Here is a 25,388-nt window from a genome sequence, read left to right as displayed (position 1 = left end):
GCATAAGCTTGCCAATACAAGAAAAGGCACTTGGAGAGCGGCACAGATGCTTTCCATTGCGCTTACAAATAAAATAATAGCCAAGCTCGGATATACGTCCATGCTTGACTATTATCTGAAAGTCTGTTGAAAACTAAAGGAACCGCCTTGGTACCGAACGGTATGCCGGGTGGTGTGTGAGGTCGGCTACTCACTTGAGGGGTAGCCTCCTACTCGATTGGCGATGAAGGCGTTTTGCCGATTGATTCGCCCCTCATGTAGCCTTTTTGATTCTCGTTATCATCGTGAGATTATTCTAATGCTCATGTGCATAAGACTAATCATCACTCAGATATAGAGACTCAAAACGACTGCATGAGGGGCTTTCTCTATCGTCCCAAAACGCTCTTCAAGATTTTTAGTGGGAAATGATGGAAAATCAGTGTACAGAGAGCTTGAGAATGGTGCTGAAAATGCCAGAAAGCTGCTCTGCGCACTGATTTAGCGGTAAATAAGGTGTAATCAGTGCTCAGAGAAGCTTGGGAAAGGTTTTGAGAATGGTAGAAAGCTGCAGTGCGCACTGATTTAGCAGTGAATGAGGTGTAATCAGTGCTCAGAGAAGCCGGAAGGTGGATTTGAGAAAGGTAAAAAGCCAGTCTGCGCACTGATTTAGCGGTAAATGAGGTGTAATCAGCGCTCAGAAGAGCAGGAAGTTGATTTAGAGAAAGATAAAGACAGGCTGCGCAGAGAAAATGCCCATTTCGTCCAAAATAGAGGCGCAGCAAAATTATGGAAAGTATGCCGAAGCCTTTCTGCGCAGAGGAAAATGCGAATATCGCTAAAATAGAGGCGCGAAAGTGTTCTTGAATAGCTTGAAGAGGGACTCTCACGCAGAGGAAAAGGCGATATCATTAGAAATAGAGGCGTAGAATTTTTCTGAAGGGCTATTTACATGGATTTTGCGCAGAGAAATTTGCAAAAACACTTAAAATAGAGGCGTAGAGCCCAATCGAACATGATTCCGAGGGAGTACCGCGCAGAGAAAATGGCCAAATCGATAAAAATAGAGGCGCGACCCTACTATTGAAACTCATAATAAAATAAAATCCCCAAACCCGCATAACCATGCGACTTTGAGGCTAAGCAGAACACGGGAGTCGAACCCGCCTCTTCAGCTTGGGAAGCTGACATACTACCGATGTACTAGTCCTGCACCTATAATAATTGTTCAAACAACTATTTAATAATAGCCAAATTGTGCTATAATTTCAAGTGTTATGAACAATTAATATTTATTTTAAAATATTTTGTTGGGAGGTAGTGTTATGGCAGTAGATAAGGCAAAAGCAGTAGAAAAAGGTAAGGGATTCGCTAACGAGTTCCGTGAGTTCATCATGCGTGGCAATGTCATGGATCTGGCAGTCGGCGTTATCATCGGTGGAGCATTCCAGGGAATCATCAACTCTCTTGTAAATGATATCATTATGCCGATTATCAGTATGATCACAGGTGGCATTGATTTCTCGAACTGGTTTGTTTCTCTTGATGGATCAAGCTACAGCACACTTGCAGCAGCTCAGGAAGCAGGAGCAGCAACACTTAATTATGGTGTATTCATCACAGCTATCATCAATTTCCTGTTAATGGCTCTGGTTATCTTCTGTATCGTTAAGTCACTGAATAAGCTCAGTGATCGCGTTAAGAAGGAAGAAGAGGAAGCAGCACCTACAACCAAGATTTGCCCTCACTGCAAGAGTGAGATCAATATCGAAGCAACCAAGTGCCCTTGCTGCACATCTGATCTTAAGTAAAAAATAAGAGCCCCGGAATTTCCGGGGCTCATTTAGCGTCTTGACTATGGTAAGCAGAAAATGCTTTATGCGCTTACTATAGATGTATAGATTATTACATTTGATGCTTTACTACTTCATACTCATTATTATTTCTATAGTATGGACATTCGCTTCGCGAGTTGTTCATGAGCTTGGCGTAATCGTCCTCATCCATGTTGACACCGCAGTAGTAGGTTTCATCATCTTCGTCGTATTCGTAATAGGTGCAGTCATCACAGTGCATTTGCATAAATTTGTTCCTCTCTGATTCTGTTTGCGCTATTAGCAAAATGCAGCGCAATCCGGTTATTTCTTAAAGAATTCGTATTGTGTTTTCATTTCTTCCGGGATCTCAATGCCTTCATTCTGGAGCCTCTTCATAATGTTGGTAAGAGGCCTTGCAAGGCCGGCATTGTGTGCAGTAAACTTCTTTATCAACTCGCCGTATTGAGGATTGTCGGCCATCTTTTCACGAAGCTCCCTGGAGAAGGGGCAGAAGGTGAAGAGAATCTCTCTGGCAATCTTGTTAAGTCTTGGTGATGCGTTAGCTTCAAACTTAATATAGCTTATGTAATCGCTGACAAATACATTCTTGTAATTGTTGTTGAATTTCTGAAGCTGCGTCTTTAATTTCTCCTTCATATCGGTTGAAAGAGAGTGGTTTTTCTTGTAGAACTGCAGGTAGTCGCAGTACATGGATGTAAGAGAAGGATCAGTTACATCATTCCAATGAACGCCCTGCTCGGTTTTACACATCTCCCAGCGGAACTCGCCACACAACCTTATTAGAATATCATCAAGTGTCTCAGTGTTAAAGATGGAAATTATAAGTCTTGCGGGAGTGTTTCTTTTTTTACCCTCAATTTCCTGCCACACAGCGGCGCGGCTTCCCACATTTGGCATAAGGATCATAATGGGAGTTACGTCTTCATTAAGCAGAACCTGGGGTACATTTATTTCAACATTGGAATACAGACCGCCTCTGCAGAAAACAGAATAATCAACGGAGCGGATGTAATCATAGAAATCATGTATCTTTTTATAATCGATGTATGTGGCATCCAGTGCTCTTGTTACATTCTCTGCATCAAAAACAGGAACGTACATGGAAGGACGTCCAAAGCTCATTCTGTTACCAAGGGCAAGGAGATTCTTGACCTCGAATTTGAGCCTTTCAAGAGGATCTATTTTCATTTCTTCCATCTGCGCTTCGTTTATATCACCGCTGGTTTTCAGGGTACGAAGGGCAGTGAAATAGTCTTCATCGAACTCATTTCTTGAGGGTTCACGCTCCATGTTGTAGACTTTCTTAAGCCATTCATAGCATGTCATGACCTGACCCTCGGGATCGGGTTTGTAGGTTTTCATAAGGACGTAAAGCTGCCTTGTGTTTTCAAGACCTGCAAGTTCCTCATCCACAAAGCCGAACATAAGGAACATCATTACTTCAGAAGGAATCATAGGATCTCTCAGACTCCTGAGGAAAGCAGATGTGTAGATCGTATAATAATCCTGAGAAACCTTTCTTCTGAGGGCTCTGCTCTCATCGGAAGAATCGTATCTTCCGGGTGTTGCTTTAAATTCAGTGATGATTTCTTTGAAATTGGCTGTAGCTTTCTCGTCGGCATCTGCATATTGAAGGATAGTGTTAAGGGCATCCTTGATGTCAATGTCATTAGCCTGTCCCTCGGTGCCGTTTCGCTTCATGTCATTTGCTTTAGCTCTCACAAGCTGCATAGTGGACTTAAAGCGTGAGATCTGTTTGTTCATATTTTCATAGAACTCAGCAAGCTCTGTCCTGCATGCAGCATTATAAGTAAGGGCCTGTATGGAGTAGAGTATTATACCGTTTGCAATTTCAGGGGATAAGCCATAGCAATACTTTTTCAGGATATCTTCCTTGGAAGCCATGGTTCTGTAAAAGCTTTCCTGCCATTCAGACAGTGCGCTTACCTTTTCCGGAGGCTTTACATTCTCTATTTCAGGGAAATGTTCAACCTCCTGACCTACGGAAACAGCCATGACAGGGTATTCCAGGGCATCCTGTTTTATCTGCTCGCATTCGGCGCAGATTTTCTCATAGTCTTCATTGTATTTGTCTATGGATGCAACGATTATTTTGATAGTCTGTGCAGCCAGGATTGGAGATATTTTTGGATTGGAGCTGACAATTTTGTATAGATCATCCTGAGAGGAGTAGGGATATGAAAAAACAGCAGACTCCTCCAGAGAGGTGTAGCTAAAGGCATAAGTTTTTCCCGGATGCTCGGCAGCGCCAAGTATGCCTCCTACCTCGACAGTTATCGCTTCACCGTCAATTGCTACGGAGACTTTTCCTTTTACAACAATTTCAATTGTCTCGACTTTATCGCCTTTTCTGTGAATAATCTCATTTGCCTTAAGATTAACGAGCCCCATATGAATCCCCTCTATTATCGAAATTGTATAGTTATAAATATTATAAATGATTTTGCGAATACAATTCATTAAAGTTTAGTAAACACTATTCAAATTAAATAAAAAATTATCGTAATTACACAAAATGGATTGAAACTTATTGAAAATAAGAATATTATGATAATAAGAAACAGGGAGGAGAGATACGTTTTTTGCGGGAGTCTCTTTTTGACCCTGTATTTTTTTATTAATTGACATATTACGATCACTGGGGTTGCAGAGGTTAAGGATGGTTTATTCGAATCATTTTGATATAGCCGGAATAATGGTTATACTTACCAGCTTAATATGTGCGTGGATAAGACCCAAGCTTATGAAAAACTTCAGTAAGTATCTGAAGTTATTAATTATGCTTTCGATTGCATATAATGTTCTGGATTTTGCAACAATCCTATTTCTTAAGATGCAAAATCCCGCAACCTGGTTCGTTACATACTTTTTGCTTATATTATATTTTGTTGTGCTGTCAATGTTTCCATACAGAGGAGCACTGTATTTCTTTGAGATATGCGGAGAAAAATATAATCCGCTGATTCTAAGAATTCCACTATATTCCATGCTGTTCTTATCAGTATTCGGTAATATTTTCTTTGATTTCTTCTTCAGACTTGATAAAGAAACAATGGAATATACGCAGGGTATTGGCAGTTATGTAGTGCTGTTCTATTACTTTTTTGTTGCGATCATGGTTGCTGATTGCGCCATAAAACATAAGAGATATCTTGGCGTAATAAGGCTGCGAATGCTTGTAACATTGTTCTGCGTCACCATATTCAATATCGTGTATCAGATTTTGTTCCCGGAGACATCAATAACCGGCCTGGTACTGGCCCTTAGCGTGGCACTGCTGGTTGTAGTGTTCTGCTTCATTGACGTAACAATAGATGACCTTACGGGTCTTAATAACAAGGTTGGATTTGTCAGAGCCTGCGATGAGCTTATGCATAAGCAGGATATGACAGGCTACAGCATGATAAAAATCCAGATTTACCACATGCAGGAGCTGAATGAGCGAACAGGTATGGAGAACGGAGATAAGGTCCTTCTTTTGCTCGCTGAAAATGTAAAAAAGGCTGCCGATGAAGCAAAACATAAAGCTGTATGCGGGCGAATAGGCGGCGATACCTTTGCTATTTTGACAGATGAAGAAGTAACGATAAATACCATGGCGAAGGCCAGTATACAGGACTTTATTCAGAATCCGCTTACAGGCCTTGATTATGCGGTATCCTTCTATGCAGGTGGTTACAGGATTGAAGAGGGAGACAACGATATCGACAGTATGCTTGATCATGCGGGCTATGCCCTTAAGTGGGTATCAGGTAATTTCAAGACCAATGTGGCTTTCTATGATGAGGATATCAGAAAAGAAGATGAGCACAGAAAAGCTGTCGAGCAGAAGGTCAGAAATGCCATTTTGGAGCGTGAGTTCAAGGTATATCTGCAGCCCGTATGCAACACCATGACGAGAGAAAGAGTCAGCGCAGAAGCTCTTGTAAGGTGGATAGATTCCAAGAATCAGATGATCAATCCATCGGACTTTATTCCCATTCTTGAAAAGAACGGTTTTGTAACAGAGCTTGATCTTTATGTCCTTGAAGATGTCTGCAAAATGCTAAGAGACTGGACGGATCTTGGAATCGATGTGGTTCCTGTATCTGTGAATTTCTCAAGAGTAGATGTGGATCATGCGGGAATAGTAGAGGATATTATTGCGATTGTAGATAAGTATGAACTTGATCACAGTCTCATCAAGATAGAGCTTACAGAGAGCGCCTTTAGTGAAAATATAGGAAATATCATCAGTACTCTTACAAAACTTCATGACGCCGGATTTGTGATCATGATGGACGACTTTGGAAGTGGATATTCAAACCTGAATATGTTCAAGGATATGCCAATTGATGTAGTTAAGATCGATATGTATTTCCTTAGAAATATTGAGAACAGTGAAAAGGGAATGATAGTACTTGAGTCTGTGGTTCAGATGGCAAAGAGACTTGGCCTTGAGATAGTTGTTGAAGGTGTTGAGACTCAGGAGCAGTATGACTATATCAGAAAGCTTCGCTGCGAGATGATTCAGGGCTACTATTTCGCAAAGCCTATGCCATCAGAAATATTCCCGGATCAGGTTACTGCAGGGTGATTACAGATTTTGAATACTCATTGATATCTGTTTTGCCAAGTATAAGATCATATACATTGGATGCGCGGACGGTTTCATTAAGGAGCCTCAGCTGCATATCATCAAGTATTTTAACTGAATCAGCAAGTCTTGAAATAACAGGGATGCGAAAGCATTCCTGTATTTTTTTTAGGAGCGGAGAGGCATTCTTATTTAGCCCCAGAATTCTTGCGTAGGAAGTAAAAGAAGTCTTGTCACCGGCATATTCAGCGAGGTTTTCTGCCTTTATGTCAAGAAGTATATGCAAAAGAGCACGGCTTATTCTGGTATAAGCGATGTCCTTGCTCTTAAGAAGCATGGTAAAGTCAGAGATTTTTCTATAGCTTCTAAGATTTGCCACAATCTTATCTGAAAGGTCGCTGCTAACATCTGCAAAAGCGGTATATCCTTCATTTTTATGCATGATAAGTTTGTAGTGAAGAAGCTTAGAAAAATCATCAATTGTCATGATGGACTTATTACTGTTTTTTAGGCAGTCCTCAATAATTGAATAAACTTCTCCCGGGACATTTTGTGAAAGCACAGGGCTGTCAGCCACTTCATCAGAGGAGAGATAATAATCCTTTCCCTCTAGAAAAGCCCTTATTGATTCGGCAGAAGATAACGTCCCTTCTGCAACAGAATCGTGGTAGCCTGCACCTTCCCTTTTTATTGAAACAGGAGTAATAGAGCTATTTTGCAGGAAAAGAGCCTTGATGTATTCTGTGCCAAGAATATCGTTAGGCATGGAAAAAGAATCGCCATCAAGTCCTGTGATTTCTGACAAGGCTTTGCTTCTGGCAGCGGCATAGCTTTCGCCTGCTTTTACATATTCCTTTATTTTATCGCTAAGCTCAGCAGGTTCATTTGCAAGTATTTTGGCAACCTTGGACATTCCTTCGATGTCATCTGATTCAGATCCAAAGCCAAGAAAATCAACGCAGCCAAGTCCGTTTAATATAGAAACAGCTCCGCCTGCAAAGTACTCGGCACTTCCTGTGCTGTAATATACGGGCAGTTCAAGAACAAGGTCGGCGCCGCAAGAAAGAGCCATTTTTGTCCTAAGCATCTTATCAAAAATGGCAGGGCAGCCCCTTTGAGTGTAATCGCCGCTCATGACGATAACCACATAATCGGAGCCTGTCTTTTTCTTTAGTTTTTGAATCGCATATTCATGGCCGTTGTGGAACGGATTATATTCAGCGATTATTCCCAGTACTTTCATAAAAATTCCCGTATATTTTTATAATTTAATAAGTAAATGCTTTTAACTTATTCATTATAGTGTGCTACAATATTAAAACACAAGTTAAAACAATAACCATAAATATATATGGACATGGAGGTAATAATGAAGATTTTAGTTATCAATTGCGGAAGCTCATCACTTAAGTTTCAGCTCATCGATTCAGACTCAGAAAAAGTGATCGGCAAAGGTCTTTGTGAGAGAATCGGCATCGACGGTAGAATTAGCTTTACTCCCGGTGATGGCGATAAGATTACAAAGGATACAGCTATTCCGGATCACAACCGCGCAATCACTCTTGTTATCGAGGCACTTACAGATCCTCAGACAGGTGTTATTAAGTCTCTTGATGAGATCGGCGCAGTTGGACATCGTATCGTTCATGGCGGTGAGAAATTCACTAAGTCAGTTATCATCGATGAGGATGTTATCAAGGCTATCGAGGAAGTAAGTGACCTTGCGCCTCTTCACAATCCTGCTAACCTCATTGGTATCAGAGCATGCCAAAGCGCAATGCCCGGAGTACCTATGGTTGCAGTATTCGATACAGCTTTCCATCAGACTATGCCTGAGGAAGCATTCCTTTACGGAATTCCTTATACACTTTATGAAAAATATAAGATCCGCAGATACGGCTTCCACGGCACAAGCCATTCTTATGTAAGTAAGAAGGCTGCAGAGATGCTTGGTAAGGACTACAGTGAGCTTAAGACTATCGTTTGCCACCTTGGTAACGGAGCTTCAGTTTCAGCTGTAAAGAACGGAAAATGCGTAGATACATCAATGGGTCTTACTCCTCTTGAAGGTCTTATCATGGGAACCAGAAGTGGTGACATCGATCCTTCAGTAGTAGAGTTCATCATGAAAAAAGAGGGCATTAACGTAGCAGAAGCTGAGAATCTTCTCAATAAAAAGTCAGGTGTTCTTGGCCTTTCAGGTGATGTATCTTCTGATTTCAGAGATCTTGAGGACGGCTACTTTAAAGGAGATGAGGGTTGCATCAGAGCTATCAATACTTTCTGCTACAGAGTAGCTAAGTATGTTGGCGCATACGCAGCAGCTATGGATGGAGTAGATTGCATCTGCTTCACAGCAGGCGTAGGTGAGAATGGACCTCTCGTAAGAGATATCATCTGCCAGAGACTTGGTTTCCTTGGTGTTATCCTTGATAAGGAAGCAAATGAAGTTCACGGTAAGGAGAAGGTTGTATCAACACCTGATTCCAAGGTTAAGGTTCTTGTTGTTCCTACAAACGAAGAGCTTGCAATTGCCAGAGATACAAACGAGCTTTGCTCAAAGTAATTCTTGTTAGCATCGATATAAAATAAAAGAAAAACGGCAGCTGTCTTATAACCGACAGTTGCCGTATTTTTTACTGACAAATAATTATTTATTACAGTTCTGGGAGTACTTTTTAGGAGATATTCCCACGGACTTGGTAAATGCCTTCAGGAAGTTACTGTAATCCACAAACCCTGACTTCTCACAAACTTCGCTGACACCGTATCCTTCAGCCAGCAGAGCCTTGGCGATACTGATTCTTCTCGCCGTCATGTACTTATTGATGGTGGTTCCTGTTGTGCTCTTAAAAATTCTGCAAATATAGCTTTCGCTTATGTAGAATTCCTTGGAGAGCTTAGCGATGCTTATGGGAGAGTTAATGTTCTTATTTATATAGGATAAAATTGCATCTACCTGATCGTTGTAGGTACCTGATATAATAGTATCGTTGTTAGCATTATGAATTATGCTGTTGATCATCACAAAGAGCTCGGTAAATGCTGACCTTTCAACAAGATCGCGGCCATAGCCGTTATTTGACAGAATCTTATTTACAAAGAAAAGAAAACGATTCTGCTGCTCCTGGGTCAGACTGAGCTTATGAGCGAATCCGTGATCCTTACTGTGGAAGCAGTAATCAAGGTCAGTTTCTTCACTTGAGATCTTTTTCATGAAATCGGGATGTATCATTATTACAATACGTTCATGAAGCTCTTTATCAATTTGACTAAGATAATGGGAATCATACTGATTAATTAAGAAAAGATCCCCGGGATTTATATCGTAGACTTTATTATCAATAAGAAACTGTTTGCCGCCTGAAATGGAAAAATAAACCTCGTAGCAATCGTGAATGTGCATTTCCATAGCTTTTTCATCTTTATAAAGATGGGCGATAGAGAAGTATTTATTTTCGATACTGCTAAGCATTGCTTCTTTGCAGGAATTGAGTTCTTTCATGTGCTTATAGTGCTCCGTTGTGCATGTAATTCATATAAGTTAAAAAAATCGTTGACAATCACGAATTCAACGCATATAATAGCATAAGTGTGTTGACTAATGCAAATGACCATTTGTTATGGTTCATGATATGAACGCTGTAAGGAGGTGTTACCGAATGTCTATCTGCCCGAAGAATAAGTCTTCCAAGGGTCACAGAGACCAGAGAAGAGCAAACTGGAAAATGACTGCTCCCACACTGGTTAAGTGCAGCCACTGTGGCGCACTTATGCAGCCTCACAAGGTTTGCAAGAAATGTGGCTACTACAACAAGAAGAGCGTTGTAGCAAACGAGGATTGATTGTAAATGAGATATAAAAACTCGGATTTCGTTATGAGATCCGAGTTTTTTTATACCCTTTTTATTACCCTTTTTGGCTTGTTTTAGCCACGCTTGTATTATAGAATAATATAGTTGAATATTATGTTTCGGGAGGTTGAAATGGCTGAACTTGTAAGAGTTGCAGTTGATGCAATGGGCGGAGATAACGCGCCCGGGGAGATCGTTAAGGGAGCTGTCGATGCACTTGCTGAGTCCGACAGATTGAAAATCTTTCTTGTTGGTAAAGAACAACTGGTTAATGAAGAACTTTCTAAATATACATACGACAAGGAGAGACTCGAAGTCGTAAATGCTGAGGAAGTTATTGAGATGGCAGAGCCTCCGGTACTTGCAATTCGTACCAAGAAGGACTCTTCTATAGTAAAAGCCATGTTTATGGTTAAGCATGGTGAGGCAGATGCCTATGTTTCCGCAGGAAGTACCGGTGCCACGCTGGTAGGCGGTCAGGTAATCGTAGGCAGACTTAAGGGTGTTGAGAGATCACCTCTTGCTCCCCTTATTCCTACTGAGAAGGGTGTATCACTTCTTATCGACTGCGGTGCAAATGTAGATGCAAGACCTTCACACCTTGTACAGTTTGCAAAGATGGGCTCTGTATATATGCAGAATGTATGCGGCATATCCAATCCCAGAGTTGGAATCGTTAATATAGGTGCAGAGGAAGAGAAGGGTAATGCTCTTGTAAAGGAGACCTTCCCCCTTCTTAAGAATTGTCCTGATATCAACTTTATCGGTTCCGTTGAGGCCAGGGATATTCCTTCAGGTGCAGCTGATGTTATAGTTTGCGAGGCATTTACAGGTAATGTTATCCTGAAGATGTATGAAGGTGTTGCCAAGACTCTTCTTAAGGTTGTTAAGGATGGTCTTATGAGTAACCTTAGAGCCAAGATCGGCGGACTTTTAATAAAGCCCACACTCAAATCGGTTCTTAAGGATTATGACACAGAGAAATACGGCGGAGCTCCTATGCTTGGACTTTCAGGACTTGTTGTTAAGACTCACGGAAGCGCCAAGGCTATCGAGGTTAAGAACAGCATTCTTCAGTGCGTAACCTTTAAAGAGCAGAATATTGCTGAGAAGATTCAGCAGGCTATATCTTCAGAAGAATAAAGCGCTTGGGATCAGGCTTTTAGCGCATACTACAGAAAATACTTGTAAGGCTAATTAAATGGTATTATAGTTTTTGTTACTACAATTACTTGTAATAAATAAGAAATTTTGCAAAGGATGGACCAATAATATGGAATTCGAAAAGTTAAAGAAAGTTATTGCTGATGTACTTAATGTTGATGAGGGTGAGATCACTCTTGAGTCTACATTTACAGACGATCTTGGAGCTGATTCACTTGATGTTTTCCAGATCATCATGGGTATTGAGGATGAGTTTGATGTGAAGATCGATGCAGAGCTTGCTGAGAAGATCACAACAGTAGGCGAGGCAGTAGAGCTTCTTAAGAAGGCTAGAAACGAGGCCTAAGATAAATAAAGCGAGTAGGGTGTGATTTAATCTTCCCTACTCGAATTTTAGAAAAAAGTGGGAGTTGTTTATGATAGGGGAGCAGGAACTTACCGAACTTGAAAATAAAATAGGCTACAAATTTAAGGATAGGAACCTTCTTCTACAGGCTCTTACCCATAGCTCTTATGCTAACGAACAGAAGATCAATAAGCGCAAGGACTACGAGAGAATCGAGTTTTTGGGCGATGCTGTTCTTGAGTTAGTATCCAGTCATTATCTGTATGAGAAATATCCCGACAAAAAAGAAGGAGAGATGACCAAGCTTCGCGCATCCATGGTATGTGAGCCTGCGCTTTCTTATTGTGCACAGGAAATAGAGCTTGATAAATACATCTTCCTTGGAAAAGGTGAAGAGGCCACAGGCGGACGTCACAGAGAATCCATCATCGCTGATGTTATGGAGGCTTTGATCGGCGCTATCTATCTTGACAGCGGACTTGATGCAGCCAAGAAGCATATAGAGAAATATATCCTCGACAACCCGGAGGATAAAAAGATATTTTATGACAGCAAGTCAGTTCTTCAGGAAATGGTACAGAAGGACGACAAGGGAGAACTTCGTTATGAAATTTGTGGCGAAAAAGGTCCCGAGCATGATAAAATATTCGAGTCTGCCGTTTACGTGGGCAGTATCAAATTGGGAGAGGGGTCAGGAAAGACCAAGAAGGCAGCTGAACAGAAGGCGGCTTATCAGGCTATCCTGAAACTAAAAGAAAAGTAATATGTATTTAAAAAGCATTGAAATTCACGGCTTTAAGTCATTCGCAAATAAAATAAAACTTGAATTTCACAATGGAATATCCGGCATAGTTGGACCGAACGGATCAGGTAAGAGTAATGTCGCTGATGCAGTGAGATGGGTTCTCGGTGAACAGCGTATTAAGCAGCTCCGTGGCGGCACTATGACGGATGTTATTTTTGCAGGAACAGAGCTTAGAAAGCCTCTGGGCTATGCATATGTCGCAATTACGCTTGATAATTCAGATCATGCGCTTCCTATTGAATATGATGAAGTAACTGTCTCCAGACGCCTTTACAGGTCCGGAGAGAGTGAATATATGATAAATGGTAATACCTGCAGGCTCAAAGATGTAAATGAGCTTTTTTATGATACAGGTATCGGTAAAGAGGGCTATTCCATAATCGGACAGGGTCAGATCGATCAGATCCTTTCAAGTAAGCCCGAGGATAGACGTAATCTTTTTGATGAAGCTGCAGGTATCGTTAAGTTTAAATCAAGAAAAGATACCGCAATCAAGAAGCTTGAACAGGAGAAGCAGAACCTTACCCGTGTAAATGATATTTTATCCGAGCTTGAGAAACAGGTTGAGCCTTTAGAGAAACAGTCTGAGGTTGCCAAGGTTTATTTGAAGCACAAGGAAGAGCTCAAAAGCCTTGATGTGAATATGTTCCTTCTTGAAAACGAAGCTCAGAAGAAGAACCTTGCTGAGTCCGAGGAGAATCTGGAGGTTGCATCCAAGCAGCTTACAGAAGCTCAGGAGAAATACGAGGATACCAAGGCTGAGTACGAGGGAATTCAGGAGGAGATCGAGACTCTTGATCATGAAATCGAAGAGGCAAGAGCCAAGATCACAGATACCTCCGTTAAGAGAGAAAAGCTCGAAGGTCAGATTGGTATCATGAATGAGCAGATTCGTTCTGCAACCAATGACTCTGAGCATTTCGAGAGACGTAAAAAGGACGAAGAAGCGAAGATAGCTGAGAAGGAGAAGGAAAGAGATAAAGTCCTTGCCGAGAAAGAGGTTATTGATAAAGAGCTTGAAGTCCTCTCAGGAGACAGAGCAAAAGCCAGAGAGAAGCTCGATGGCATAATGACTCAGATAAATGAGATAAATACTGAGGTTGAGAATTGCAAGAGCAAGATTATCGAGACCTTGTCCGAGAGATCTACCATTAAGTCACGTATCAGTTCCCTTGATACCAGACAGGAGCAGATCAATATCAGAAAAGCTGAGCTTACAGGTAAACTCGTAAAGGCCCGTTCCGATGAATCTGCACAGGAAGAGATTATCCAGAAGCTGAATGCACAGTTCGAGCAGATCACAGATGAGATCAGAACCATGAATCAGAAACAGAAAGATTCTGAGAATGAACTGGCAGGAATAAGGGATAAGCTTTCACAGAAGGATGCAAAGCTCCGTGATGAGCAGAATCTTTACACCCAGGCTAAGTCCAAGCTGGATGCACTGAGTAATCTTACAGAGAGATATGAAGGCTACGGCGGCAGTGTTAAGAAGGTTATGGAGCACAAGGCAGACACCCCTGGAATCATCGGTGTTGTTGCCGATATCATTAAGACTCAGCCCAAATATGAGACAGCTATTGAGATTGCCCTTGGCGGTAATATTCAGAATATTGTAACGGATGATGAAGAGACAGCTAAGGAAATGATTGCTTTCCTTAAGAAGTCCAAGGCAGGACGTGCAACATTCCTTCCTCTTACAAGTATCCGTGATCCTCAGGAGTTTAAGGCTCAGGAAGCTCTTAATGAAAAGGGCGTTCTTGGTATGGCAGATGAGCTGGTTGATACCGAGGATAAATACAGAAGTGTTGCCAAGGCAATGCTTGGAAGAATTGTGGTTGTAGATACAGTTGATAACGCTGTTTTAATCGCAAGAAAATATAAGTACACTATTCGTATGGTTACTCTTGAAGGAGAACTTCTTGTTCCCGGCGGTGCCATCAGTGGTGGTACTTTCAGGAATAATTCCAATCTTCTCGGAAGACGAAGAGAGATGGATGAGCTTGAAGCTGATGTTAAGAAGCACAAAGAAAACATCGCTCTTTTCCAGAAGGAGATTGAGGATACCAAGAAGCACAGAAACGAACTTCGCGTAACTGTTGAGGAACTTAGAACAGCTCTGCAGACCAAGTTTATCGAGCAGAATACTGCACGTATAAATGTTGAAAATGAGAAGGAGCGCCAGGCTCAGCAAAAGGGCAACTACTCAGACCTTAAGGCTGAGAGCGAGTCCATCGAGCAGCAGATGCTGGATATCCAGAAGGAGCGCGAGGATTCCAAGGCAGCTCTTGAACAGTCTGAGAAAACTGAAGCAGAGCAGTCTGCAAAGGTATCTGAATTCCAGACCAGGTTAGAAGCTCTTCACGAAGAGGAAGAGAAGGAATCTGAGAATGTATCCGCCTGGGATATTGAATATGAGAAGATTCTTCAGAAGGAGACCTTCGAAAAGCAGAATCTTGATCGTATCGAAGGCGAGATCAAGACAGAGCAGGATGCTCTTGATGAAATAATTGCATCCATCAAACAGAATAACGAGATTTTAGAACAGCGTAAAAAGGACATCGAAGAGATTAAGCTCACAATCGAGAGCTCTAAAGATGTTCAGACTGATGTAAGTAAAGCACTTGAAGAAAAGAGAGCAAAGAAGGAAGAACTTACCGCATCTCAGAAAAACTTCTTCAAGATGACTGAGGAACTGAATCAGACTATCAACGGTCTTGATAAGGAAGTTACAAGACTTACTGCAAGATGCGAGAGAAGTAAGGAAGCAATCGAGACTCAGATCAACTATATGTGGGATGAGTATGAGATAACTCTTACAGATGCAGCATCCATGCGCAATGAGACCATGACAGACATGCCTGCGATGAAGAGAAAGATTTCTTTACTTAAGGATGCTATCAGAAAGCTTGGCGATGTAAACGTTAATGCTATCGAGGATTACAGAGTACTCATGGAGCGTTACACCTTCATGAAGACGCAGCATGACGATCTTATTGCAGCTGAGGAGCAGCTTCGCGAGATCATCACTGAGCTCGATGAGTCCATGAGAAAGCAGTTCATCGATCAGTTCCAGAAGATACAGACAGAGTTCGATAAGGTATTCAAGGAGATGTTCGGAGGCGGTAAAGGTACTCTTGAGCTTGTTGAGGATGAGGATATCCTTGAAGCAGGTATCAGAATCAACGCTCAGCCCCCGGGCAAGAAGCTTGTTAATATGATGCAGCTTTCCGGTGGTGAGAAGGCCCTTGCTGCGATTGCACTTCTTTTTGCAATTCAGAACCTTAAGCCTTCACCCTTCTGTCTACTTGATGAGATTGAAGCGGCACTTGATGAGAACAACGTTGTTCGTTTTGCACATTATCTTCATAAACTTAAATCCACGCAGTTTATTGTCATCACACACAGGCGTGGTACAATGGAAAGTGCTGACAGACTTTATGGTATTACAATGCAGGAGAAGGGTGTATCTACTCTTGTTAGTGTTAATTTGATTGATAAGGAGCTTACGGATTAATGGCAGGCGGTTTTTTTGCAAAACTACAGGATGGACTCACTAAGACCAAAGAAGGTGTGGTTAAGGGTATAAACAATGTTCTTAGCAACTTCTCAAGTGTCGATGAGGATTTCTACGAAGAGCTTGAAGAGACTCTCATAATGGGCGACATTGGAATCAATGCCACAAGCCGAATTATGGACAAGCTCAGAGAACAGGTCAGAGACAGACATATCACTGATACTGCTGAGTGTAAGGAGCTTCTCATAGAGAACATCCGCGAGCAGATGCGTACCAAAGAGAACGCTTATGAATTTGAGAATCAGAAGACGGTTATCTTTGTAATAGGTGTTAACGGTGTTGGTAAGACAACATCAGTTGGTAAGCTTGCTGCCCATTTCAGGAAAAAAGGCAAAAAGGTTCTTGTGGCTGCAGCGGATACATACAGAGCAGGAGCTACAGAACAGCTTAGGGAGTGGACAAACAGAGCCGAAGTTCCGCTTGTTGCAGGAAAAGAAGGTGCAGATCCCGCAAGTGTTATTTATGATGCGGTATCTTCATTCCGTTCAAAAGATATTGATATTTTGATGATTGATACTGCCGGAAGACTTCACAACAAGAAGAATCTTATGGAAGAACTTTCCAAGATGAACAGAATTCTTGATAAGGAGCTTCCCGGTGTAAGACGCGAGAACTTCATTGTTCTTGATGGAACTACAGGCCAGAATGCCATTTCACAGGCCAGAGAGTTTGGAGAGGTAGCTGATCTTACAGGTATCGTTCTTACCAAGCTTGACGGAACTGCCAAGGGCGGTATTGCAGTAGCTATCGTATCAGAGCTTAATATTCCGGTTAAATATATCGGAGTAGGTGAAGGTCTTGATGACCTTGAAAGATTTGAATCTGATCAGTTTGTGGATGCACTTTTTAGTTAATTTCGGAGGTCACAGTTACAATGGGGAAACAGGAGAGTTTGACGCTTCCGGCTTTTGAGGAAGCTTATGAATGTGTAAAAAAGGTAACACTGGATACAAAGCTTATCTACAGTGATTACTGGAGTCAGGTTACAGGCGGTAAGGTATACTTAAAGCCTGAGAACCTTCAGAGGACAGGCGCCTACAAGGTTCGCGGAGCATATTATAAGATAATGACTCTCAGCGATGAGGAGAGAGAAAAGGGTCTTATAACAGCTTCAGCAGGTAACCATGCGCAGGGCGTTGCCTATGCTGCTAAGGCTTACGGAGTAAAGGCTACAATCGTAATGCCTACTTCAACACCTCTTATCAAGGTAAACAGAACCAAGGCTCTTGGAGCAGAGGTTATCCTTCACGGTGATGTTTATGATGATGCCTGCGATATGGCACTTAAGCTTGCTGACGAGCATGGCTATACATTCGTTCATCCTTTTGATGATCTTGATGTTGCTACAGGTCAGGGCACAATCGCCATGGAGGTTATAAAAGAACTTCCTACAGTTGATATGATCCTTGTTCCCATCGGAGGAGGCGGCCTGGCAACAGGTGTTGCAACTCTTGCAAAGCTTCTTAATCCTAAGGTTCAGGTCATCGGTGTTGAGCCTGAGGGTGCAAGCTGTATGAAGGAGAGCCTTAAAAACGGAAAGGTAACAACACTTCCTTCCGTAAGCACAATTGCTGACGGTACAGCGGTAAAGACTCCCGGTGAGAAGATTTTCCCTTACATTCAGAAATATATTGATGACATCGTGACTGTTCCTGATGAAGATCTGGTTGTTTCCTTCCTTGATATGGTTGAGAATCACAAGATGGTAGTTGAGAACTCTGGTCTTTTATCTGTAGCAGCACTTAAGCAGATTGATACCAGGAATAAGAGAGTTGTCTGCGTGCTTTCCGGAGGAAATATGGATATTATCACAATGTCTTCCGTAGTACAGCAGGGACTTATCCTCAGAAATCGTATCTTCACTGTATCAGTGCTTCTTCCCGACAAGCCGGGACAGCTTGCTGCAGTTGCAGATATCATTGCTAAGACAAACGGTAATGTTATCAAGCTTGAGCATAACCAGTTTGTATCAATCAACAGAAGCGCAGCTGTTGAACTTCGTATTACTTTGGAGGCATTTGGCAGCGAACATAAAGAGCAGATAATGCAGACTCTTGAAGAGCATGGCTATAAGCCGAAGATTGTTCGCACCAATATTTAATTTATGACTTACGTAGAGAAAATCACCAAAAAAGGAACAGATTATTTTCTTATTACACTGGGTGCTTTGTTGTATGCGGTAGGAACAAGTTTCTTCAATGATCCCAATAATATTGCTCCCGGCGGAATTACCGGTGCGGCTATCGTGCTAAACAGAATTGTTCCTATAGGAACCGGTGTATGGTTCATGATCATTAATATTCCGATTCTGTTTTTGGCGATTTATAAGTTCGGTATCAGATTTACTATTTCAACGGTTTATGCAACTTCCATGATCTCTATTTTTACAGATCTTCTTGCTAAGTACTGCATGAGATTCGCGGTATATGACGTAATTCTGGGCGTGATTTTCGGAAGTGTTCTTGTGGCTGTAGGAATAGGTATTACATTTAAATGTCATGCCACCACAGGAGGAACGGATGTTATCATCAAACTTCTCAGACAGAAATATCCTCATATTAAGACAGGAGTGCTTTTCCTTTTGAGTGATGTTTTTGTTATATCCTTTGCGGGTATTGTACTTAAGGATATTAAAGTTGTCCTGTATTCGCTTCTTGGAGTTGTGATCACTTCTTACGTTATCGATTTTGTTCTGTACGGACGTGACGGCGCAAAACTCATTTACATTATTTCTGATAAGACGGATAATATTTCTGGAAGGCTCTTGTCTGAGCTTGATGTTGGAGCAACCCATATTTTTGGAGAGGGTGCTTACAGCGGTGAAAAGAAAAAGGTTATCCTCTGTGCCATCAAAAAGAGATTATCACCTCTTGCAGAGGACATTGTACGTGAAGAGGATCCCGATGCATTCATGATCGTAAGCAGTGCATCTGAAATTTTCGGTGAAGGATACAAGAGCTATTTTGACGAACGGATTTAATGCATATGAAAAAGAATGACCATCAAAACAGCAAAATGGTTCGAAAAACCAAAGATATAATATCTATAATTTTTCTAAGTCTGGTGAGCCTTCTTGCGCTCACCTTCTGTATAGGATTACTTCTTTCCAATGCTGACCTGCGAAGACGCATCGAAGCCAAGACAAGTGAGCTTGATGCTATCGAAAATGAGGGCTATTATACCACAGCCAGAGCAGAGCAAATGGTTGAAAGTGCTGTGGCTGAGACTCAGTCCGAGACACTTGAAAGTGTCAGAAACACATTTAAGGAGGAGCTTGGCAGCAAGGGAAGTCTTTCGGCTATCAGGGAGCTTTTTCCTGATGATCTGATAGTCGCATCTAATGGAGAATATCGTTTTTATCCAATTGATGAAAATATGGACAGACACATGTTTAAGGCTGAGGACTTTAGAGAAAGTTCCAATGGGAAGCTTGACTACATCGGTCCTGATGAAAGCGTTCAGCCTAAATTCGGAATTATGGTCTCAAGATATAATGGTGAGATTAATTTTGAAAATGTTAAATCAGCAGGTGTGGATTTTGTAATGGTAAGAGCAGGACTCCGTGGAAGCTCTGAGGATGCATCCCTTGTTGAGGATGACTTCTTCAGACAGGACATAAATGGTGCTCTTGCGGCAGGACTTCAGGTTGGTGTGTATTTTGATTCATCTGCCATCAATACAATGGAAGCTGAAGAAGAGGCGGAGTTTGTCCTTTCTCTTATAGCTCCTTATGAAGTTACTTATCCTATCGCCATAATGATCGAAGCTTCAGACAGCCCGGATTCGAGGACTATAAATCTTGAAACTGATGATTATTCAAAGATTATAGATGCATACTGCTCAAAAATTCAGGATGCAGGCTATAAGCCCATGGTTTATGGCAATATTCTGTCTTATGTAGAATATATAGATCTGGGGATACAGCAAAAATATCCCGTATGGTTTTCGTTTTCAGGTGACAGACCCTATTATCCTTACCACTTTGATATGTGGGAGTACACCAGAAACGGATATGTTTACGGTATTAACGGCGGTGCCAACTTCATAATGTGCCTTGCCGATTATTCAAATTCAGAAGAAACGGATGATTAAAATGGATAGATTTGATTACGGGATCATAGCTGATCCCAGGGCTTTTAAGATAAATACTTTGCCTGCTCACGCAGACTTTATTCCCTATGCAAGTGAAGCTGAGTGCGATTCAAAATCTCACCTTGCAAAGGACAGAGTGCCCTATGACACTTCTCTTAGAATGAGTCTTAATGGTATTTGGAAGTTTTCTTATGCAAATAACATTAAGAGCGCTATAGCAGGCTTTGAGGTTCCGGACTACGATTGCAGCGGCTGGGATGATATAAGAGTACCTTCAAATATTCAGTTTGAAGGCTATGATGCACCCACCTATGTAAATACTCAGTACCCATGGGAAGGTCATGAGGATATTGAACCCGGTCAGATTCCTGAGATTTTTAATCCTACGGGCAGCTATATAAGATATTTTGAGATTCCTGCAGGTTGGAATAAGGATGATAAGGTTTGCATTTCTTTCCAGGGTGTTGAATCAGGCTATGCATTCTGGGTAAACGGAAGCTTTGCTGGATACAGTGAGGATAGCTTTACTCCTTCTGATTTTGATATCACTGAGCTTTTGCAGGAGGGCGTAAATAAGCTGGCTGTTCAGGTTTATAAATGGACTTCATCAAGCTGGCTTGAAGATCAGGATATGTTCCGCTTATCAGGAATTTTCCGTGACGTATATCTGTATACAAAGCCCACTGTTCATGCAGAGGATATAAGAATAGAGGCAATTCCTGACGAAACTTTTAAGGACGGTAATCTTAGCATCGAAGTAAAGACTAATGTTAAGACAGCAAAGGTTTCCTATGAGCTTTATATGCCCTTTGACTGCAATGATGAGATGGTAGCTGCATCAGGCGTTATAGAAGTTAAGGACGCTGAAGGCTCTGTTTTTGTGGCAGTAGCAAACGTTAAACTGTGGAGCGCAGAAAAGCCTGAGCTCTATGAACTTCGCCTTAAATTCATGGATGAGAATGACAAGGTATATGAAGTTGTAAGCGAGAAAATAGGCTTTAGAAAATTTGAGATGAAGGATGGCATCATGTGCCTTAACGGCAAGAGAATTGTTTTCTATGGCGTTAACAGACATGAGTTTTCCTGCGATTTTGGAAGAAGCCCAAGGCGCGAAGAGGCATATCTTGACCTTTGCACCATGAAGCAGAATAACATCAATGCTATAAGAACCTGCCACTATCCGGATGATGTTTATATCTATCATCTTTGTGATGAACTTGGAATTTACCTGATTGCAGAGAATAATATGGAGACCCACGGCAGATGGAATTCCATTATTGCCGGTGAGATTCCTATTGAGAAATCACTTCCTGGAGATAATGACGATTACAGACAGATGATGCTTGACCGCGTGGGTTCAACCTATGAGAGAGATAAGAATCATCCTGCAATTCTCATATGGTCTGTAGGTAATGAGTCCTTTGGCGGAGATGTTATTCGCGATATGGCAGATCTTTTCCGCAAGAAGGATAATGAGCGCCTTGTTCACTACGAAGGACTTTTCTGGGATAGAAGATATAATGAGACCTCCGACATGGAAAGTCAGATGTATACTTCTGTAGTTAATGTTGAGAAGTTTTTGGAAGAGCATCCCGAGAAGCCTTTTATCATGTGCGAATACATGCATGCTATGGGTAACTCAATTGGAGGCATGTTCAAATATATCGACCTTACTGAGAGGAATCCCAGATTCCAGGGCGGATTTATCTGGGACTATGTGGATCAGTCAGTAAGGACCAAGAACCGCTATGGAGTTGAATATCAGGCTTATGGCGGAGATATCGGAAGACGTCCCTGTGACTATAACTTCAGCGGTAATGGTATCGTTGATGGCACAAGAAAGCCCTATGCAAAAATGCAGGAGGTCAAGAGATGCTATCAGCCCTTTAGAATTGACTTTGTAACTGATGCAGACAGTGATGATAACTACCTTGCTGTAGCAGTTAAGCCTAAGAGTGTAAAGGCAAAGATCTATAACAGAAATCTTTTCACAGATGCAAAAGAACTTGATTTTTATGTGAAAATCTCAGCTTATGGAAAAGAGATATTAAATGAGCAGCTCGATATTTCCGTAAAGCCCGGAGAAGAAGAGATGTTTGACATCACTTCATATCTTGAAAGAGCAAAGGAAATCCTTAGAGTAAGTCCTGCCAGTGTTTCAAAGGACACAGGTCTTGTAAAGGATAGCACAGAGCTTGTTGTTCAGGTATCTGCTAAAAACAGGATGAAGACCTGCTATAGCGATGCGGGCTATGAGGTAGCCTTTGGAGAAAAGGCTGTAACTGTTGATGTCGCTACAGCTCCCGAAGGAAGCAGCTTTTATGCTCCGCAGCATACTTTCAAACTTGTTAAAAGCCATGACAATATCGGCGTAAGAGGCGATAATTTTGAAGTTCTTTTTTCAAAGCCTCTTGGTGGCATTGCATCTTATATCTATGCCGGAAAAGAGATGATAAGAACTGCTCCCAGGCCGAATTTCTGGAGAGCAGCCGTTGAGAATGATAATGGAAACAGAGATCCACTCAGAATGGCTATGTGGAAAACAGCCAGCTGCTTCCAGTCAAAGATGTCACCAAACGGCGAAAGTACTTATTCAGGTGCTCCGGATGACGGACAGTATCCTAAGGTTACGGAGAACAGTGATTCTGTAGAGGTCGTATTTAGAAGATATATCGCAACTTATCCTGTTACCTGCTGCTATGCGACTTATACAGTATTTAAGGATGGCACAGTAAGGGTCAGCCTTGATTATGATAAGGCAGAAGGCACTCCCGATATGCCTGAATTTGGATTCATGTTCTTTATGGATGCTGATTATGACCATGCTACCTGGTACGGAATGGGACCTGAGGAGACCTATTGCGATAAGAACCTTGGCGGAAAGCTTTCTGTTTACAGCAATTTGGTAAAGGACAATGTTCAGCCTTATCTTGTACCGGAAGAGACAGGAAACAAGACAGGAGTCAGATGGGCTAAGGTTACTGATGTAAAGGGTCGCGGTCTTATTTTCAGAGGCTATGATGATGGCACTAAGTATTCTGATAAATATATGAGCAGACCCGGATCAATGGAGTTCTCAGCACTTCCTTATACTCCGGATCAGCTTGACGAAGCAAAGCATCCTTACGAGCTTCCACCTGTAAATCAGACGGTTGTAAGATGTATTCTTAAGCAGATGGGTGTTGGCGGAGATGATACATGGGGAGCGAGACCTCATGAAGAATTCAGAATAAGCGGCGGCCAAAAGCTTCATTTCACCTTTGAATTCAAGGGAATTTGAAGATGTAAAGTAAAAATACTTGACAGCTGATTATATATGCGGTACTATATCACACGTGCGATTAGTACCGCATTTCTTTTTGCGTGAAATAGTTCGGAGATGAGATGGAGAAGATTGTAGAACAGGGTCTTTTATACGACTACTATGGTGAGCTTTTAACTGAGCACCAGAAAAATATATATGAAGATGCAGTCTACAACGACATGTCTCTGGTAGAGATAGCCGAACAGTACAATATCAGCAAGCAGGGCGTACACGATATTATCAGACGCTGTACCAAATCTCTTGAAGGATATGAAGAGAAGCTTGGAATGATACAGAGAACAGGGAAGATTCGCGAGCAGCTTGATTTTTTATCCAAGGCTGCTGATGATGAGACCATAGATCAGAAGACACTTCGTGACAGAATCATGAAGACAATAGATGGTATTACCAGGGAGTTGTCATAATATATGGCTTTTGAGAGTTTATCAGATAAATTACAAAACGTATTTAAGAATCTCCGCGGCAAAGGTAAGCTTACTGAGGAAGATGTAAAGGTAGCCATGAAGGAAGTTAAGATGGCGCTACTTGAAGCCGATGTAAACTTCCGCGTTGTTAAATACTTTGTAAATAAAGTGCAGGAGAGAGCAATCGGTGAAGATGTGCTTAATGGTCTTAATCCTGCGCAGATGGTTATTAAAATAGTTAACGAGGAACTGACAGAGCTTATGGGCTCTGAGATTACAGAGATTCAGTTCCAGCCCGGCAAGAGCATCACAGTCATTATGATGTGTGGTCTTCAGGGTACAGGTAAGACCACTACTGCAGCCAAGATTGCAGGAAAGGTCAAGCTTAAGGGCAAAAAGCCCCTGCTGGTAGCCTGCGATATTTACAGACCTGCGGCTATCGACCAGTTAGAGATAAATGCTAAAAAGCAGGAAGTTGATTTCTTCTCAATGGGAACAGATGTTAATCCCGTTGATATTGCTAAGGCAGCCATTGAGCATGCCGAGAAGAATAACGAGAACGTAGTTATTCTCGATACAGCAGGACGTCTTCAGATTGATGAAGACATGATGCAGGAGCTTATCAATATTAAGAATGCCGTTACGGTTCATCAATCACTTCTTGTAGTTGATGCAATGACCGGTCAGGCGGCAGTAGATGTGGCAGTTCAGTTCAATGACCGCATAGGCGTTGATGGTATCATCCTCAGTAAGATGGACGGTGACACCAGAGGTGGTGCTGCATTATCAGCAAGACAGGTTACAGGTAAGCCTATTTTATACGTTGGTATGGGTGAGAAGCTCTCAGATCTTGAGCCTTTCTATCCCGACAGAATGGCGAGCCGTATACTTGGAATGGGCGATGTGCTCAGTCTTATAGATAAAGCTGTTGAAGCTAATCGCGAGATGGATGAACAGAAAGAACGCGAGATGGCTTCCAAGATGAAGAAGGGCAAGATTGATTTCGAGATGTATCTTGAATCAATGAAGCAGATGCGCAACATGGGCGGCCTCGGAGCCATCATGGGTATGCTTCCCGGAATGGGTAAGATAAGCGATGACAGCCTTCCCGATGAGAAACAGCTTGCTAAGATGGAAGCGATTGTGCTTTCAATGACACCTGAAGAAAGACGTAATCCCAAGCTTATGAATCCTCAGAGGAAGTACAGAATAGCTAAGGGTTCAGGTAATGACATCGCTGATGTAAACCGCTTTATCAAACAGTTTGACCAGATGCAGAAGATGATGAAGCAGATGCCCGGTATGATGGGCAAGAAGGGCAGACGAGGCTTCGGCGGCGGTTTCCCCGGAATGGGAAAAGGCGGTTTTGGTAAATTCTTTTGATATGAGAGTTCGGTAACACCATCC

General features: G+C 41.9%; 19 protein-coding genes and 1 tRNA gene. 15 read left to right on the top strand and 5 right to left on the bottom strand.

Translation table 11 applies throughout. The features are described from left to right. Positions 1-1,121: 1,121 nt before the first annotated feature. Positions 1,122-1,192 (bottom strand) — tRNA-Gly (locus tag G603_RS0109710). A gap of 112 nt (positions 1,193-1,304) precedes the next feature. On the opposite strand from G603_RS0109710, the gene mscL reads away from it, so the two are divergent. Further along, positions 1,305-1,790, top strand: coding sequence for a large conductance mechanosensitive channel protein MscL (gene mscL / locus G603_RS0109705; RefSeq protein ID WP_051207695.1), 486 nt, complete (start codon positions 1,305-1,307; stop codon positions 1,788-1,790). 94 nt (positions 1,791-1,884) lie between these two features. On the opposite strand, the gene G603_RS22600 is transcribed toward mscL, so the two are convergent. Next, positions 1,885-2,061 carry a DUF6472 family protein gene (locus G603_RS22600; protein ID WP_196808061.1) on the bottom strand — a complete coding sequence of 59 codons (177 nt, stop codon included), beginning with the start codon at positions 2,059-2,061 and terminating at the stop codon, positions 1,885-1,887. A gap of 56 nt (positions 2,062-2,117) precedes the next feature. Further along, on the bottom strand, positions 2,118-4,229 hold the full coding sequence (locus G603_RS0109695) for a Crp/Fnr family transcriptional regulator (protein WP_026670109.1): 2,112 nt from the start codon (positions 4,227-4,229) through the stop codon (positions 2,118-2,120). A gap of 268 nt (positions 4,230-4,497) precedes the next feature. Here G603_RS0109695 and G603_RS21505 point away from each other — a divergent pair, with 268 nt between their 5' ends. Then, entirely contained in the window at positions 4,498-6,414 is a 1,917-nt protein-coding gene (locus G603_RS21505) for a putative bifunctional diguanylate cyclase/phosphodiesterase (protein ID WP_026670108.1), read from the top strand. Here the strand turns inward: G603_RS21505 and G603_RS0109685 are convergent. Then, a complete protein-coding gene (locus tag G603_RS0109685; protein WP_026670107.1) occupies positions 6,401-7,657 on the bottom strand; it encodes a nucleotidyltransferase in 1,257 nt (418 codons plus the stop codon). The two genes, G603_RS21505 and G603_RS0109685, sit on opposite strands and share 14 nt — an antisense overlap. Positions 7,658-7,783: 126 nt before the next feature. Between G603_RS0109685 and G603_RS0109680 the strand changes: the two genes are divergently transcribed. Continuing rightward, entirely contained in the window at positions 7,784-8,980 is a 1,197-nt protein-coding gene (locus tag G603_RS0109680) for an acetate/propionate family kinase (protein WP_026670106.1), read from the top strand. An 84-nt stretch (positions 8,981-9,064) separates the two neighbouring features. On the opposite strand, the gene G603_RS0109675 is transcribed toward G603_RS0109680, so the two are convergent. Further along, on the bottom strand, positions 9,065-9,919 hold the full coding sequence (locus G603_RS0109675; protein ID WP_026670105.1) for an AraC family transcriptional regulator: 855 nt from the start codon (positions 9,917-9,919) through the stop codon (positions 9,065-9,067). Between the two features lie 157 nt (positions 9,920-10,076). Between G603_RS0109675 and rpmF the strand changes: the two genes are divergently transcribed. From rpmF to ffh, 12 genes are all read left to right on the top strand, one after another. Continuing rightward, a complete protein-coding gene (rpmF, locus tag G603_RS0109670) occupies positions 10,077-10,259 on the top strand; it encodes a 50S ribosomal protein L32 (RefSeq protein WP_026490935.1) in 183 nt (60 codons plus the stop codon). A 141-nt stretch (positions 10,260-10,400) separates the two neighbouring features. After that, positions 10,401-11,411 carry a phosphate acyltransferase PlsX gene (gene plsX, locus G603_RS0109665; protein WP_026525757.1) on the top strand — a complete coding sequence of 337 codons (1,011 nt, stop codon included), beginning with the start codon at positions 10,401-10,403 and terminating at the stop codon, positions 11,409-11,411. A gap of 130 nt (positions 11,412-11,541) precedes the next feature. Further along, positions 11,542-11,778 (top strand): acyl carrier protein, encoded by a 237-nt coding sequence (gene acpP / locus G603_RS0109660; RefSeq protein WP_026525756.1) that lies wholly within the window; start codon positions 11,542-11,544, stop codon positions 11,776-11,778. Positions 11,779-11,848: 70 nt separating this feature from the next. Next, positions 11,849-12,541 carry a ribonuclease III gene (gene rnc / locus G603_RS0109655; RefSeq protein WP_026525755.1) on the top strand — a complete coding sequence of 231 codons (693 nt, stop codon included), beginning with the start codon at positions 11,849-11,851 and terminating at the stop codon, positions 12,539-12,541. 1 nt (position 12,542) lies between these two features. After that, positions 12,543-16,100 carry a chromosome segregation protein SMC gene (gene smc / locus G603_RS0109650; RefSeq protein ID WP_026670104.1) on the top strand — a complete coding sequence of 1,186 codons (3,558 nt, stop codon included), beginning with the start codon at positions 12,543-12,545 and terminating at the stop codon, positions 16,098-16,100. After that, a complete protein-coding gene (ftsY, locus tag G603_RS0109645) occupies positions 16,100-17,014 on the top strand; it encodes a signal recognition particle-docking protein FtsY (RefSeq protein ID WP_026494801.1) in 915 nt (304 codons plus the stop codon). The genes smc and ftsY overlap by 1 nt, the downstream gene beginning before the upstream one ends. Positions 17,015-17,034: 20 nt before the next feature. After that, positions 17,035-18,261: a threonine ammonia-lyase gene (gene ilvA, locus G603_RS0109640; protein WP_026525753.1), complete on the top strand. Its 1,227-nt coding sequence runs from the start codon at positions 17,035-17,037 to the stop codon at positions 18,259-18,261. A gap of 3 nt (positions 18,262-18,264) precedes the next feature. After that, positions 18,265-19,140, top strand: coding sequence for a YitT family protein (locus tag G603_RS0109635; RefSeq protein WP_035792698.1), 876 nt, complete (start codon positions 18,265-18,267; stop codon positions 19,138-19,140). 5 nt (positions 19,141-19,145) lie between these two features. Further along, complete coding sequence (locus tag G603_RS0109630; RefSeq protein WP_196808060.1) at positions 19,146-20,252, top strand: GH25 family lysozyme; 1,107 nt, start codon at positions 19,146-19,148, stop codon at positions 20,250-20,252. 1 nt (position 20,253) lies between these two features. Continuing rightward, a complete protein-coding gene (locus G603_RS0109625) occupies positions 20,254-23,532 on the top strand; it encodes a glycoside hydrolase family 2 (protein WP_026670101.1) in 3,279 nt (1,092 codons plus the stop codon). A gap of 104 nt (positions 23,533-23,636) precedes the next feature. Further along, positions 23,637-23,981, top strand: coding sequence for a YlxM family DNA-binding protein (gene ylxM, locus G603_RS0109620; RefSeq protein WP_026525749.1), 345 nt, complete (start codon positions 23,637-23,639; stop codon positions 23,979-23,981). A gap of 3 nt (positions 23,982-23,984) precedes the next feature. Beyond that, positions 23,985-25,364 carry a signal recognition particle protein gene (ffh, locus tag G603_RS0109615; RefSeq protein WP_026670100.1) on the top strand — a complete coding sequence of 460 codons (1,380 nt, stop codon included), beginning with the start codon at positions 23,985-23,987 and terminating at the stop codon, positions 25,362-25,364. The last annotated feature ends 24 nt before the right edge of the window (positions 25,365-25,388 follow it).

The sequence above is a fragment of the Butyrivibrio sp. AE3006 genome (assembly GCF_000424165.1).
GTDB lineage: Bacteria > Bacillota > Clostridia > Lachnospirales > Lachnospiraceae > Butyrivibrio.
This window is presented reverse-complemented; position numbering and strand designations above follow the sequence as displayed.

Bases quoted from the DNA above. Each gene is read 5' to 3' on its own strand.
- mscL (WP_051207695.1), top strand. From the start codon at position 1,305: ATGGCAGTAGATAAGGCAAAAGCAGTAGAAAAAGGTAAGGGATTCGCT.
- G603_RS22600 (WP_196808061.1), bottom strand. From the start codon at position 2,061: ATGCAAATGCACTGTGATGACTGCACCTATTACGAATACGACGAAGAT.
- G603_RS0109695 (WP_026670109.1), bottom strand. From the start codon at position 4,229: ATGGGGCTCGTTAATCTTAAGGCAAATGAGATTATTCACAGAAAAGGC.
- G603_RS21505 (WP_026670108.1), top strand. From the start codon at position 4,498: ATGGTTTATTCGAATCATTTTGATATAGCCGGAATAATGGTTATACTT.
- G603_RS0109685 (WP_026670107.1), bottom strand. From the start codon at position 7,657: ATGAAAGTACTGGGAATAATCGCTGAATATAATCCGTTCCACAACGGC.
- G603_RS0109680 (WP_026670106.1), top strand. From the start codon at position 7,784: ATGAAGATTTTAGTTATCAATTGCGGAAGCTCATCACTTAAGTTTCAG.
- G603_RS0109675 (WP_026670105.1), bottom strand. From the start codon at position 9,919: ATGAAAGAACTCAATTCCTGCAAAGAAGCAATGCTTAGCAGTATCGAA.
- rpmF (WP_026490935.1), top strand. From the start codon at position 10,077: ATGTCTATCTGCCCGAAGAATAAGTCTTCCAAGGGTCACAGAGACCAG.
- plsX (WP_026525757.1), top strand. From the start codon at position 10,401: ATGGCTGAACTTGTAAGAGTTGCAGTTGATGCAATGGGCGGAGATAAC.
- acpP (WP_026525756.1), top strand. From the start codon at position 11,542: ATGGAATTCGAAAAGTTAAAGAAAGTTATTGCTGATGTACTTAATGTT.
- rnc (WP_026525755.1), top strand. From the start codon at position 11,849: ATGATAGGGGAGCAGGAACTTACCGAACTTGAAAATAAAATAGGCTAC.
- smc (WP_026670104.1), top strand. From the start codon at position 12,543: ATGTATTTAAAAAGCATTGAAATTCACGGCTTTAAGTCATTCGCAAAT.
- ftsY (WP_026494801.1), top strand. From the start codon at position 16,100: ATGGCAGGCGGTTTTTTTGCAAAACTACAGGATGGACTCACTAAGACC.
- ilvA (WP_026525753.1), top strand. From the start codon at position 17,035: ATGGGGAAACAGGAGAGTTTGACGCTTCCGGCTTTTGAGGAAGCTTAT.
- G603_RS0109635 (WP_035792698.1), top strand. From the start codon at position 18,265: ATGACTTACGTAGAGAAAATCACCAAAAAAGGAACAGATTATTTTCTT.
- G603_RS0109630 (WP_196808060.1), top strand. From the start codon at position 19,146: ATGAAAAAGAATGACCATCAAAACAGCAAAATGGTTCGAAAAACCAAA.
- G603_RS0109625 (WP_026670101.1), top strand. From the start codon at position 20,254: ATGGATAGATTTGATTACGGGATCATAGCTGATCCCAGGGCTTTTAAG.
- ylxM (WP_026525749.1), top strand. From the start codon at position 23,637: ATGGAGAAGATTGTAGAACAGGGTCTTTTATACGACTACTATGGTGAG.
- ffh (WP_026670100.1), top strand. From the start codon at position 23,985: ATGGCTTTTGAGAGTTTATCAGATAAATTACAAAACGTATTTAAGAAT.